Origin of the sequence: Methanosarcina sp. DH1, assembly GCF_020804205.1 — an archaeon.
Taxonomy (GTDB): domain Archaea; phylum Halobacteriota; class Methanosarcinia; order Methanosarcinales; family Methanosarcinaceae; genus Methanosarcina; species Methanosarcina vacuolata.
The window spans coordinates 31,872-45,933 of the sequence record NZ_WJBJ01000023.1 but is presented as its reverse complement, the minus strand read 5'-3'; the positions used below and the strand labels follow the sequence as shown (position 1 = coordinate 45,933).

Annotated in this window: 13 protein-coding genes; 11 read left to right on the top strand and 2 right to left on the bottom strand. The window is 43.2% G+C overall.

Annotated elements, in window-relative coordinates; translation table 11 throughout:
• Positions 1-45 precede the first annotated feature (45 nt).
• Entirely contained in the window at positions 46-1,146 is a 1,101-nt protein-coding gene (locus FXW07_RS13210; RefSeq protein WP_229395844.1) for a mechanosensitive ion channel domain-containing protein, read from the top strand.
• A 499-nt stretch (positions 1,147-1,645) separates the two neighbouring features.
• Here FXW07_RS13210 and FXW07_RS13205 read toward each other — a convergent pair whose 3' ends face one another.
• Complete coding sequence (locus tag FXW07_RS13205; RefSeq protein WP_229395843.1) at positions 1,646-1,810, bottom strand: hypothetical protein; 165 nt, start codon at positions 1,808-1,810, stop codon at positions 1,646-1,648.
• 123 nt (positions 1,811-1,933) lie between these two features.
• On the opposite strand from FXW07_RS13205, the gene FXW07_RS13200 reads away from it, so the two are divergent.
• From FXW07_RS13200 to FXW07_RS13155, 10 genes are all read left to right on the top strand, one after another.
• A complete protein-coding gene (locus FXW07_RS13200) occupies positions 1,934-2,440 on the top strand; it encodes a DUF1269 domain-containing protein (protein WP_229395842.1) in 507 nt (168 codons plus the stop codon).
• A 185-nt stretch (positions 2,441-2,625) separates the two neighbouring features.
• Positions 2,626-4,980, top strand: coding sequence for an arylsulfatase (locus tag FXW07_RS13195; RefSeq protein ID WP_229395841.1), 2,355 nt, complete (start codon positions 2,626-2,628; stop codon positions 4,978-4,980).
• A gap of 120 nt (positions 4,981-5,100) precedes the next feature.
• Positions 5,101-5,256: an LURP-one-related family protein gene (locus FXW07_RS19540; RefSeq protein ID WP_346655662.1), complete on the top strand. Its 156-nt coding sequence runs from the start codon at positions 5,101-5,103 to the stop codon at positions 5,254-5,256.
• A gap of 179 nt (positions 5,257-5,435) precedes the next feature.
• Positions 5,436-5,690 (top strand): hypothetical protein, encoded by a 255-nt coding sequence (locus FXW07_RS13185; RefSeq protein ID WP_229395839.1) that lies wholly within the window; start codon positions 5,436-5,438, stop codon positions 5,688-5,690.
• A gap of 69 nt (positions 5,691-5,759) precedes the next feature.
• Positions 5,760-6,671, top strand: a complete 912-nt coding sequence (locus FXW07_RS13180) for a bile acid:sodium symporter family protein (protein WP_229395837.1) — start codon at positions 5,760-5,762, stop codon at positions 6,669-6,671.
• A 158-nt stretch (positions 6,672-6,829) separates the two neighbouring features.
• The gene (locus FXW07_RS13175) at positions 6,830-7,243 is read left to right on the top strand and encodes a cation:proton antiporter (RefSeq protein ID WP_229395836.1); all 414 of its coding nucleotides are present in this window, start codon (positions 6,830-6,832) and stop codon (positions 7,241-7,243) included.
• Between the two features lie 418 nt (positions 7,244-7,661).
• The gene (locus tag FXW07_RS13170; RefSeq protein ID WP_229395835.1) at positions 7,662-8,159 is read left to right on the top strand and encodes a DUF1269 domain-containing protein; all 498 of its coding nucleotides are present in this window, start codon (positions 7,662-7,664) and stop codon (positions 8,157-8,159) included.
• A 398-nt stretch (positions 8,160-8,557) separates the two neighbouring features.
• Complete coding sequence (locus FXW07_RS13165; RefSeq protein ID WP_229395834.1) at positions 8,558-9,874, top strand: anaerobic sulfatase maturase; 1,317 nt, start codon at positions 8,558-8,560, stop codon at positions 9,872-9,874.
• 146 nt (positions 9,875-10,020) lie between these two features.
• A complete protein-coding gene (locus tag FXW07_RS13160) occupies positions 10,021-11,511 on the top strand; it encodes an arylsulfatase (protein WP_229395832.1) in 1,491 nt (496 codons plus the stop codon).
• 383 nt (positions 11,512-11,894) lie between these two features.
• A complete protein-coding gene (locus FXW07_RS13155; RefSeq protein WP_229395831.1) occupies positions 11,895-12,422 on the top strand; it encodes an LURP-one-related family protein in 528 nt (175 codons plus the stop codon).
• A gap of 370 nt (positions 12,423-12,792) precedes the next feature.
• Here the strand turns inward: FXW07_RS13155 and FXW07_RS13150 are convergent, their stop codons facing one another.
• Entirely contained in the window at positions 12,793-13,956 is a 1,164-nt protein-coding gene (locus FXW07_RS13150) for a DUF4238 domain-containing protein (protein ID WP_229395830.1), read from the bottom strand.
• Between the last annotated feature and the right edge of the window lie 106 nt (positions 13,957-14,062).

The following is a 14,062-nucleotide window of genomic DNA, read 5'->3' as shown; positions in this document are numbered from 1 at the left end:
TACCGGTCACAGAGCATAAACAATTAGGGACTGGGAGAAATGTAAGTGGTTGAAATTGAACAGATACTGCCGCTTGGCAGAATTCTCCTGAGGCTGGCTGTTATTCTGTTGCTGACAATAGGAGCCATAATAGTAAGCCGATTAGTTCTGAAGCGCTTGCTCTGGCCGGCAATCAAAAAGACAAAAACAACAGTTGATGACCGAATTCTTCGCCTTCTAGAAAATCTCCTGTTACTTTACATTATTCTGCAGGGCATGCAGGCGACAGTAAGGCTGTTCAGTGAGTCTGTAGGTGTCTATTCAAAATTAGTGGATGATCTTTTCTTCCTTCTCTACTGGAGTATAGGAGCCTATATAATTCTTCGCCTCATATCTATCACTTCAAACTGGTACTTATCCAGGGTACCCTTGCGGGATCGGGAAAAAATTGACCAGCGAATTGTTCGCGCCATACAATATATATTTCTGCTGGTTTTCGGTTTTCTAGCTATAGTTATACTCCTGAGACATTTCGGGATCACGGGGACTGCACTTACCGCATCACTTACAGCTCTTGGTCTCGGTGGAATAATCATTGGACTTGCAGCCCAGACAACCCTTGCTGATATAATTACCGGAATTGTGCTTTTAATTGACCGCCCCTTCAGAATCGGAGACCGTATTCGAATCGAAAAACTCGATACGTGGGGAGACGTGGTAGAGATTGGGTGGAGGTCAACGCGTATTCTTACAAGAGACAATAGGCTTGTAATAATCCCCAATTCTGTAATCGGAATGGATTTGATCACTAATTATTCCATACCCGATAAGATATACCGTGTCGAGATCGATGTAGTTGTATCCTATGGCCCGGATATAGAGTACGTACGGGATCTGATTATTGAAGCTATGAAGCACGAAGACTGGATCATGCATGAAAATCCTATACAGGTCCTCTTACTCGAGTTTACAGGGTCAGGAATGAAGCTCAAAGCCAGATGCTGGATAGAGGATTACGTGGAGACAAGAATTTCAGAGGACCGACTAAATACGGCAATATATAAAGCTCTGAGAAATGCAAATATAGCGATGCCTTCTTCTGATGTCATTATTCATTTTGCTGACAAGGAAAATGTGTTAACAATTTCCAAAAGAAACGAGAATTAAAAAAGGAAATAAGATTAGCAGAAAGAAGAGAACATCTTCAATTTTATAGAATAATTCTCCTCAGCAGATCCGATAAAATTAGTCAACATGCATAAAGTATTATATATAAAAAAATAATTATATAAAGCGATTTATTGAACACCGAGCCTGGGGAGATCTCGGAGGTTCTATTGGGGAGGGTTGACAGTATAAAAATTAACATATAGATTCCTGCAAGAGGTTTTCGTAATGAGAGAGATATTCGACATATCTCAGCATCCAGGTTGAAATCGAGAATTCAAAAACAATTTTAATCGATCCGCCTACCTCTGGATAGCACGGTGTCATGTAGATAACAAAATGTCGTACATAAAACAAAGTGCTGTACATAAAACAAAATATCGTACATAAAACAAAGTGTCGTACATAATAGATTGCAATTTTTCGAAATAATCGAATCCTTGAGGATTAACGCGGCACTGGTCTGTGGAAGGATATCAATACATGCGAAATTGTAGGATCACACTGCATGAAGAAAATCATACCCGGAGCTTTCCTGCAACAAACTGGCCATTCCCTGAACCCCGCTACAAAAAGCTTGACGGTTTAAGTAAGGCTCTTTCCCGACTACTATGCTGTTGCATATTGAGACAGCAGAAAATGTGTAACCCGGGGAAGAAGACATGATTAACCCAGGTTTTTCAAGATTTACAAAACGATAGTGGAGATGATGGGCTCACCTCTATTGGCGAACTGAAACGAAAACACAACAATCAACGAACTGTGCGACATAAAGGAGGTTTGAGTAATGGAAACTTTAACAGTTCTGGAGTTTGATACCGCCGAAGGTGCCCAAAAAGCGCTTCATGTGATTGAAGATTTAAGCAAAAGACAATTGATCAATCTGCATGATGCAGCCATAGTTACCTGGCCTGAAGGGAAGAAGAAGCCAAAAACAGAGCAACTGCACAATTTAGCAGGTGTAGGCGCGTTGAGTGGAGCTTTTTGGGGTATGCTGTTTGGCCTGATTTTTTTTATTCCCATATTTGGTATGGTTGTTGGAGCGGCAATGGGCGCACTTGCAGGTTCCATGTCTCATGTGGGTATCAATGAGGATTTCATAAAGTCAGTCCGTGGAAAAGTGACTGAAGGCACTTCAGCTCTCTTTTTGATGACCAGTGGTGCTGTAGAAGACAGAGTCGCAGACGCTATGAAACAGTTCAAGTTTGAAATCATTGCTACCAATCTGTCTGCAGAAGAAGAGAAAAAGCTGCATGAGGCATTCGCTGAAGAAGAAGCAGCTCCAGCACGATAAAATTTGATCGAAAAAACGCCTCTCTGGGAAAACACGTATTCTCTAGAATTTAGTTTAAGTGAAGAACAAAAATTCAAGAATAAAATGAGTGGGAATAAAATGGTGGGTGCAGGACAAATTCAGTTCCTCTCCACACCCTTATTTTTATAAATTTTATAGGTAATCCAAAATAGATCGGGGGATAAATGCCGCTTAAAGAATACAAATCAGGAACCACTTTTCCAGGAGTTATCGGGCGCACGTTTGACCAGTCAGAGCCAGCATGGCCCGAACCACTGCGGGCTAAAGAAGGCGCTCCTAATGTACTGTTCATTGTGCTGGACGACACTGGATTTGGCCAGCTTGGGTGCTATGGCAGCCCTATCCAGACACCAAACCTGGACAGCCTGGCTTCGGGAGGCCTAATTTACAGCAACATGCATACGACTGCATTGTGCTCTCCCAGCCGTTCGTGCATATTGACCGGCCGAAATCACCATTCAAACAACATGGCCTGTATTACAGAGGGTTCAACAGGCTATCCCGGCTACAACGGCTATATACCTTTTGAAAACGGTTTTTTGTCGGAGATCCTTCTCGAACATGGATACAACACTTACGCGATAGGCAAATGGCATCTGACGCCTGCAGACCAGATCTCGGCAGCCGGACCTTATGACCGCTGGCCTTTAGGAAGAGGCTTTGAGTGTTACTACGGTTTTTTAGGAGGTGAGACTCACCAGTATTACCCTGAGCTGGTACATGACAATCACGCAGTAGTCCCTCCAAAAACTCCCGAAGAAGGTTACACATTAAATGAGGACCTGGCGGACAAAGCTATCCAGTTCATTGCCGATGCCAAACAGGTAGCTCCAAACAAGCCTTTTTTCATGTATTTCTGCACGGGAGCCATGCATGCTCCTCATCATGTTCCTAAGGAATGGCCAGACAAGTACAGAGGAAAATTCGATGACGGTTGGGAGGCTTACAGGGAGAAAACATTCGCACGGCAGAAGGAACTGGGCATCGTTCCAAAAGATGCAAAACTATCCCGCCATGACCCGGATGTTAAGCCCTGGGAAGAATGCTCGCCGGAAGAAAAAAAGCTCTATGCCCGCATGATGGAGGTCTTTGCCGGATTTCTGGAACACACCGATTACCACATCGGCAGGTTGCTGCAGTTTCTGAAAGACATAGGTGAATTTGAAAACACCTTAATCATAGTGATTTCTGACAATGGTGCCAGCTCCGAAGGTGGTTCTACTGGATCGGTCAACGAGAATTTATTTTTCAACAACGTGCCTGAGTCGCTAGAGGAGAACCTCTCATTGCTGGATAAGCTGGGGGGTCCGGAGACCTTCAACCACTATGCCTGGGGCTGGACCTTTGCTGGAAACACGCCCTTCCGCCGCTGGAAACGTGAAACCTACCGTGGTGGTGTCAGCGACCCATTCATAGTCCAGTGGCCCAGGGGAATAAAGGCAAGAGGTGAAGTCCGAAATCAGTATGCTCACGTTATCGATATAGTGCCTACAGTTCTGGACTGCCTGGGAATCGAACCTCCGACTGCTATAAAAGGTGTAACCCAATCGCCTATTGAAGGCGTAAGTTTTGCGCATACTCTCGACAATACCAGTGCACCTACCAGACACCACACCCAGTATTTCGAGATGATGGGACATCGCTCCCTGTATCATGAAGGCTGGCGTGCCGTATGTCCGTGGCCTGGCCCTTCATTCACTGAAGCAGGAAAACCCTTTGGTGAACCGATTTCTGCAGAAAAGTTGACCGAGCTTGATGCAAAAGGCTGGGAACTTTACAATGTCCAAAAGGATTGGACAGAGAATGAGAATGTAGCTGCAGAAAACCGGCCGAAGTTAATCGAGATGATTGCTACCTGGTATGCAGAGGCAGGAAAATATAATGTGCTGCCTATCGATGCTCGAGGAGTGTTGCGCCTTGCTGATGAGCGGCCACAGATTGCAGCCGATCGGATTAACTACGTTTATTATCCCGGAACTCAGCCAGTTCCCGCAAACGCAGCTGTCAAGGTTCTTAACCGCACACACAGCATCACTGCCGATGTAGAAATTCCAGCAGGAGGTGCTGAAGGAATCCTGCTTGCCCATGGTGGTATCGATTCCGGCTATTCATTATATATTAAAGGCGGAAAGCTGCACTGGGTACATAACTATGTAGCCAAGGCCCTTTATCACGTAGAATCCGGAGAAAATGTTCCAGAGGGAAGGCACCAACTGCGCTTCGAGTTTGAGGTAACCGGTAAGCCAGATATTGCCAATGGTAAGGGTGCACCTGGAAAGGCTCAGCTCTATATAGACGGGAAATTAGTCGGCCAGGCTGAGGTTCCTGTAACGACTCCGCTTGTACTCGGTCTAACCAGTGGGATTACCTGTGGCTCAGCTCATGGAGCACCGGTTACACCTGATTACGAGCCTCCTTTTGAGTTCACAGGCAAGATCTACAGCGTGGCCGTGGACGTGAGTGGCAACCTGATCGAGGACAAGGAAGCTGAAACACGCATGGTCTTGGCAAGGCAATAAATAATTCCCTTACATGTTCAGTTATCCTCTTAATAAACTAAATAAAAAGGGTAATTCTAATGAGGCGAATCATGGGAGGCCTCAGGGGGTTTTGGAGAAGAAAGAGTACAACGCTATAAGATACAAGAAAAACTCGTTACTATAGGAGATGACTACTGGATAGAAAACGAAGCTGAAAAGAAAGTTTTCTATGTCGACGGCAAAGCTCTTCGAGTGCGAAACACTTTGATTATCAAGAATTCACAGGGCAAAGAGTTGTATAAACTCAAAGAGTAGCTTCTCCGGGTCAGGAACATAACTCAAAGAGAAGCTTCTCCGGGTCAGGAACATAACTCAAAGAGAAGCTTCTCCGGGTCAGGAACATAACTCAAAGAGAAGCTTCTCCGGGTCAGGAACATAACTCAAAGAGAAGCTTCTCCGGGTCAGGGACATGATGGATTCTCCGGGTCAGGGATATGATAGATATTCAAGATGCAGAAGGTGAAACAGTTGCGACTATCAAAAAAGCTCTGATCACACCTCTTCGAGACCGCTGGAAAGTTGAAGTTCCAAATGGGCCTGAAATGAATGTCCAGAGCAATATTCTGAACCACGAGTATAGGATTGAAGCCGGGAGGAAAAAAGTTGCAGAGATCTCAAAAAAGTGGTTTCGAATATGGGATACTATGGAGCATAAATTGCTCCTGGCCGGGATAATGCATTTATCTTGACAATTACGGCAGCCCTTGATCAGATGGCACACGAATAAACTGAGAAATTTTGAACTGAAGGGAGGAAGAATGGTTGAGCCTGTTCCATTTTTGAGTTTCCTTGAAACAATTGGTATCCTTTCGACATTGATTTTCGTACTCTCCAGCATGCTTGCCATGGGTTTCTCCCTTACAGTTCAGCAGATACTTGTCCCACTGAGAAACACGAAACTGGTAATCTTATCCATCGTAGCCAATTTCATATTCGTACCCATGCTCGCTCTTGCAATACTTATGATTTTTCCACTCTCAGAAGGACTTTCCATCGGGCTTTTCCTTCTGGGCACTTCCGCAGGAGCTCCGTTTATCCCGAAACTTGCACAGGTGGCAAAAGGGGATATTGCTTTTGCAGTAGGGCTGATGGTACTCCTGATGGTAGTGACTATTATTTATGTCCCGATAGTCTTGCCGCTTCTACTCTCAGGAGTTACCGTCAACCCGTGGGATATAGCAAAGTCTCTTATCCTTCTAATGCTTCTCCCACTTGTAATTGCCCTGTTCATCAGAGCCAGATACGAAGAAGTAGCCGATGGACTCCTACCCCTGATGACCCAGGCTACCAACCTTTCATTACTTGTCCTTTTTGTGGCTTTCTTTGTGGTCTATTTCTCAGACCTTATTAATGTCATCGGGACTACAGCGGTTATAGTAGCGGTAGTTTTTGTGCTTGTTTCATTTGCCACAGGCTATTTCCTCGGAGGATCCAGCAGGCCTATCAGGAGAGTGCTTGCCCTCGGGACCGCCCAGCGCAACCTTTCAGCAGCCCTGGCAATTGCCACGTTAAATTTCACAGACCCGGATGTGATGGTCATGATCATGGTAGTGGCACTGGCAGGCCTTATCCTGCTGATGTTTATAGGAGGAGAGATGGGAAAAAGGGTAGAAATGCCTGAAGAGGAGACGCAGAAGCAGGAAAACCTTTCTTCAGCACCGGGAAAGTAAAAAGAGATATAGAAATCTAAAAAACCGATCAACTATAAGGATGAGGAGGGTGGTTGCCAGAAAATTGCTCAAGTAGAAAGAGTTCAACTTGAGGAGTAAAAGGATTACTTCTAAGGGTAAAGACACAACCTGTTAGACCAGCATAACAATCTCAAAGAATGTCTGAGTATAGCACCTTATCTTCAACAGACCCAGAAGAATTCGTGGTCTACCTCCAGAAACTAGTTTCCGCCAGTTTAGGGTTTCTGGTCGATGCCTCAAAAATTGATTTGCAGGCACTGTTGCGTGAAGAAAAACTTCCAGGACGGCTTCTACTTATTGGCATGCCGCTTACAATATTCTTTGGGGCTATTATTGCTGCTTTTCTTTTAAAAGATATAACACTTGCAGAAGCAGGTCTTATAGGAGCTATGCTTTCTCCTACTGATGCAAGGCTTGGTCAGGCGATAGTTAACAATACAAAAGTACCTGAAAAACTGAATAAGTTAATTTATAAAGCTCTAATAAAAGCAAATATAACAATGCCTTCTTCTGATATCGTTGTTCATTTGCTAACCAGGAAACTGAGTTAACAGCTTCCGAATAGAGTGAGAATTTAAGATGAAAATAAGATCAGCAAGAAAGAATAGAACATCTTCTATATTAAAGAAATCACATTCAGAAGACCCGATAAAATAAATCAATATGCATAAAATAATATGTGTAAAAGAATAATTATTTAAAGTAAATTATTGAACAACGAGCTTGGGGAAAAATCTCGAAGGTTCAGTTGGGGTGAACGAGATATTTAATCGATGCTCTTTCCCGGTTACTATTTTGCTGCATGCTAAGACAGCAGAGTACTTGTAGCTAAGGATGAAGACAGAAAACCCAGCTTTTTCAAGATTTACAATAGCGCAGAGATGATGATTTCGTCTCAATTGGCCAACTGAATCAAGATGCAATAAGCAACAAAAATATGATAAAAGGGGGGTTCGAGTTATAGCAACTTTGACAGTTCTGAAGTTTGAGAAAGCTGATGGTGCTGAAAAGGCACTTCATGTGATTGAAGATTTAAGCAAGAGGCAATTGATTAACCTGCACGACGCGGCTATAGTTAGCTGGCCAGAAGGAAAAAAGAAACCGAAAACCAAACAATTGACCAGCATGGCCGGGGTAGGCGCACTTAGTGGTGCCTTTTGGGGCATGCTGTTTGGACTGATTTTCTTTATCCCCATATTTGGTATGGTTGTTGGAGCCGCATTAGGAGCACTGACTGGTTCTATGGCTGATGTGGGTATTAGTGATGATTTTATACGGTCAGTCCGGAGCAAAGTGACAGAAGGTACGTCAGCTCTTTTCCTGATGACCAGTGATGCAGTTCAGGATAAGGTGTCAGAAGCTGCCAGAGGAATGAAGTTTGAACTAATTGCCTCTAACTTGTCCAAAGAAGAAGAAAACAAACTACGTGAAGCCTTTGCCGAGGAAGAAGCTGCACCTGCATACTGAAATTTGAGTGAGAAACTACATCCTCAGGAAATACGAATGTTTCTGAAATATTTCTGAAATCGAGTTTAGGGCAAGAATAACATTTCATGAATAAATAAGAGTTCACAGGGTAGAGCAAAAATTTAGTTCTTTACCCATTTTTGATCGATAAATCGTTCCTCAGAAAATGCAGTTTTCTGGAAAGTTTTCTGGAATTTATTGTAAGACAAGAACAATGATTTGATACTGACATATAGGGGAAAGAAAGGGCAGATAAACTGAAACACGCATGGTATTGTCACAGCAGTAAACAGAAATACTGCCTGAAGGCCAGTATTCTAATTATACTTAATATACTCAGGCTGGCTATTGCTTCAAAACCCGGAAGAATTAACGAATAATTAGAAACTGGAGCGAAAATGACAAAGAACCATCTGCCTCCACGCATTCATGTGCTGGCAAAGCCAACAGGAGCAATTTGCAACCTTGCCTGTTCTTACTGTTTTTTTCTGGATAAAGAGCTGCTTTATCCAGGCAGCAGGTTCCGCATGTCAGATGAAGTTCTGGAAAACTACATCCGGCAGCTTATCGAAGCCCACCACAGCTCGCAGGTAACCGTTGCCTGGCAGGGAGGGGAACCTACTCTGATGGGAATAGACTTTTACCGGCGTGCAATCGAACTGCAGGAAAAGTACAGAAAACCGGGGATGGTATTCGAAAATACGATGCAGACAAACGGCACGCTGCTGGATGACGAATGGTGCCGGTTTTTTAAGGAAAACAATTTTCTCATAGGGATCAGTATCGACGGTCCTCGTGAAGTGCACGATGCCTATCGGGTGGATAAAAGGGGGAATGGAACTTTCGACCAGGTCATGAAGGGGCTTCGACTGCTGCAAAAACACGGTGTTGAATACAATGTCCTGACCACAGTAAATAGGGTAAGCGCCAATTATCCACTTGAAGTCTACCACTTTCTTCGGGATGAAGCAGGGACAGACTGGATGCAGTTTATTCCGGTTGTAGAGCGAATCAATGAAGAGGGGCATACTCTTTACCAGAGAGGAGACACAGTTTCGGACCGTTCTGTGCAGCCAGAGCAGTTTGGCAGTTTCTTGAGCCGCATTTTTGACGAGTGGGTAAGAAACGATGTGGGAAAGGTATTCGTGCAGACTTTTGAAGCTTCTGCACGCAAATGGCTGGGGCTTCCTTCAGGCATGTGCGTTTTTGAGGAAATGTGCGGTATTGGGCTTGTTCTGGAGCACAATGGCGATCTTTACTCATGCGACCATTTTGTGGAACCGGACTATCTGCTTGGCAATATTCTGGAAAATGAGATTTCTGAGCTTGCTGCTTCGGAAAAGCAGTACAGGTTCGGGCAGGACAAAAACGACACTCTCCCGCAGGTATGCCGGGAATGTGAGGTGCTCTTTGCCTGCAGGGGGGAATGCCCTAAAAACCGCTTCCTTACCACTCCTGCAGGAGAAACCGGACTGAACTACCTGTGCGAGGGCTGGAAAGCTTTCTTCCGGCATATCGACTTTCCGATGCAGATCCTGGCAATTCTTATACGCAGGGGCTACCCGGCAACAGAAGTGATGAAGGTCCTGGCTCTGGAAGAGGCTTTTGCCCGGGCAGGGCGTAATGATCCCTGTCCCTGCGGCAGCGGCCGAAAGTTTAAACGCTGTCATGGTCTCAGGAAAAATAACGCGAAAAGGGAGACGAGAAGCAGGTAAAGTAAAGGGTTCAGATGTAGTCTGGATCAGTTATGCGATTGTGAAAAAATGGGGTATATTGAAGAAAAAAATTAAATTTATCTCTCAAACTGCGGAAGGTTGCTTTAAATTGCCGAGTGAGATATCAATCCATTTTGGGGGGTTAAATGACAGAAAAGAAACCAAATATACTGGTCATCTGGGGAGATGACATCGGAATCACCAACCTGAGCTGCTACAGCGACGGGCTGATGGGATACAGAACACCAAACATTGACCGGATAGCAAAAGAAGGTATCAGATTTACGGACTCTTATGGGGAGCAGAGCTGTACTGCCGGAAGAGCTTCGTTTATCACCGGCCAGAGCGCCTTCCGTACCGGACTGAGTAAGGTGGGAATGCCCGGAGCCAAGATGGGACTTCATTCCGAAGACCCGACAATTGCTGAACTGCTGAAACCTCTGGGTTATTCCACAGGCCAGTTTGGAAAGAACCATTTCGGAGATCGGGACGAATACCTGCCCACAAACCACGGTTTTGACGAGTTTTTTGGCAATCTCTACCACCTGAATGCTGAAGAAGAACCTGAAAAACGCGATTATCCACCTGAAAAAGATTTCCCTAATTTCAGAAAGAACTATGGTCCCAGGGGCGTAATCCATAGCTATGCCGACGGCCGCATCGAGGATACCGGTCCATTGACCAAAAAAAGAATGGAAGACGTAGACCAGGAATTTCTGGATGCAGCTATCGATTTTATTAAACGTCAGCATGAGGCGGAAAAGCCGTTCTTTGTCTGGTTCAATACCACAAAAATGCATTTCAGGACCCACATCCCTGACAGGATACGAGGACAGTCGGGGCGCTGGCAATCCGCATACCATGATGCAATGATTGAGCATGATCGGCAGGTAGGCGTGCTGCTCGATTTGCTGGATGAAATAGGTATTGCCGACAATACCATTGTTCTCTACAGCACGGATAACGGACCACATATGAACTCCTGGCCCGATGCAGCTATGACTCCGTTCCGCAACGAGAAAAACTCCTGCTGGGAGGGAGCTTTCCGTGTTCCTGAGGTAATGCGCTGGCCTGGCAAGATCCCGGCAGGCACAATTTCTAACGAGATAGTGAGCCACCTGGACTGGCTGCCCACTTTGCTTGCAGCAGCCGGAGAGCCGGATATTAAGGAGAAGCTTAAAAGAGGCCACAAAGCAATAGACAAAACTTTCAAAGTGCATCTTGATGGTTATAATCTGCTGCCCTACCTGACCGGGAAAGAGCAGAAATCACCCAGGATTGAGTTCTTTTACTTCTCAGACGATGGAGACCTGGTAGCTTTGCGGTACGACAACTGGAAAATGGTCTTTATGGAGCAGCGCGCCATCGGTACTTTACTGGTCTGGGCTGAACCTTTTGTCCCGCTGCGAATACCGAAAATATTCAACCTGCGTACAGACCCTTATGAGAGGGCGGATCAGACCTCAAATACTTACTACGACTGGCTGCTGGATCACGCGTTCCTGCTGGTGCCATCCCAGAGTGTTGTGGCAGATTTTCTGGAGACATTCAAAGAATTTCCTCCACGCCAGAAAGCGGCCAGCTTTACCGTTGATCAGGTGATGGATAAGCTTTTGCAGGGAATCGGAAGCACCTGAAGGTTAAAGCTTTATCTGAAACAGAAATCTGCGGAAAATGGGGATATAATAAAAATGAGGATATAATAAAAAATGGGGATATAATAAATCAATAGCGAGCAGCTTAACTGCAGTTTGTAAAACGAAGTTCATATATATTATAAATTTTAAAATTATAAAATAATATATATTTAGTACTGCATATTTATCCATTTATTTATGTGGGGAAAATTTCTGGGCATCCTGAAGAGAGCCATAGCTTAGACTAGAATTGGAAACAGGTTCCAGTGTCACAGGTTGCCGGGATCGATAGGCTAACAGTACAATCTTCACAAATTCAATAACAGGATAAATAAGCTGCCTTCAAGGGTACGTAAATATAGTAAACAAAAGGAGTGATTTTGATGAGACGAATTATGGGTGGTCTCAGGGACCGTGGAGAAGAAAGCATACAACGCTACAAAATGCACGAAAAACTTGTTTCCATAGGAGACGACTACTGGATAGAAAACGAAACTGGAAAAAGGGAATTCTACGTGGACGGCAAAGCTCTTCGCCTGCGCGACACTCTGATTATCAAGGATGTGCAGGGTAATGAGGTATACAAACTCCAGGAGAAGCTTCTCAGGATAAAAGATACGATGGACATCCAGGATGCGGATGGAAAAACAGTTGCAACGATCAAAAAAGCTCTGATCTCACCTCTTCGCGACCGCTGGAAAGTTGAAGTCGCAAACGGACCTGAGATGGATGTCCAGGGTAATATTTTAGACCATGAGTATAAGATTGAAGCCGGGAGGGAAAAAGTCGCAGAGGTCTCAAAAAAATGGTTCCGGGTAAGAGATACCTATGGTGTGGAGATCGAGCCCGGACAGGACAGTGCGCTTATCCTGGCGATTGCAGCTGCTCTCGATCAGATGGCCCACGATTGATAAGATAGGTTGGAGAAGAATAGTTTAGATTTTTCTTTTTTTGAATCTGCAGTTAACTTGGCAACGATAGATTTCACATTGAAGCACGCTGTAATTGTGGTTTTATTCAAGTTAAATTTGTGCGTGTGTAGAATCAGTTAGAATCATTTGTATTCCTTCAGTCTAAGTATTCGCAGATAGTCCATGTCTGTTTAGCTCATAATTTCAAAGTTAAGGTGCTCATAAATTTGACCCACCTCCCTGTTTATTTTTTGAGATTTCCGATAGTCCTGGAGCTCAATAAAGAGAATTAAAAAAGTAGTCTAAACCTGTGAGGTTGAGACTCAATAAAATAAACTTAGCCGGGTTATAGAATATTTTTGCCCAACGCCTAATATGAAAGTGCATCTCTAAGCTCAGATCTTAATACAGCATATGGGATATTATTTTTGGTTTTATATTCATTAATTCTTTTGTATATTTTTAGGCGTCTTTCATTAAATGTAAGGAAACTAAGCCTAATTTTATAATATTGTTCTATATATTGTCCTACGTGCATTTCGTCGCCGATTGCATAAGGATTTTTGTATTTTTTATCGAGTTTAGTGTAAGTTGCTTGAGAGTCTTTTATAAATTTTCCGACGCTTGAACGGAGCTTTTTTATATAATCTATCTCGCTTTCATCGTAACAATAAATCTCATCAGAGCATTTCAGCACTTGTAACTTATTAATCGAATCAATATCTGATTTCTCTTTCACTATAATGGTGGTTTGTGTATGTTTATGTGCTTGGTATAAATCTGTATCATAAAGCAGAATTAACAGTTTATCTGTTATTGGGCAGAAAATCATAAAACCACTACATGCAAGAGCAGTTGTAATCTTGTATAGAGAATAGTTAGGAGCAATATAGTTGTAGAATACGACAGGATTATCGCTAGTTATAAAATTTGTTTCTGTATCATTTATGAGCAACACTGGGCTCAAGCCAATCATGGAATGTAAGTTCTTATCTACAGAACCCAAGAGTGTTTGAATCAAATCAAAATGAGCTCCTACTGGATGTGGTGTTGCTTCAACTCTAAGATCGTGATGATTGTTCTTATCTAAATACATTTGACCAATGCTTTCATACATAGTCTGAGATGTTTTTATAGCGTAATCTCTAGCACTTTTTGTTCTACTTTTTAGTAAAATAAGAAACACGCACAAAGAACATAATTCTACAGAAGTTAAAGATAAATTTTTATAATCTATTATGCGATTTAGCAAATCGTTATGTTGAGTTTCTAATCTGTTAAGTATATCTTCTAAGTTTTTACAATCGCACTCATCTCCATCTTCTAAGTTATTAACTCCATATTGCTCATCTTTTCCATAGAAATAATTTCCATAGCCCACATTTTTTATTGCCATGCAATGTCTCTTTTCTTTTATAACGCTGTGACAATAAATCCTTTTATCTCCAGGATTAATATCAGGATCGTCTCTGTCAATAGAGAATCCGCGCAAATAATGTTGTGGTATTATATGCTGCTTTTTATGATCTGCCATTAAATATTTACATACACTAAATCATATAAAAATAGTCACTTTTGAGTGAAAGTATTTGAGTTGCAGATAGTCTACAGGTTTTTCTGTAGAATCATAAATTTAAATA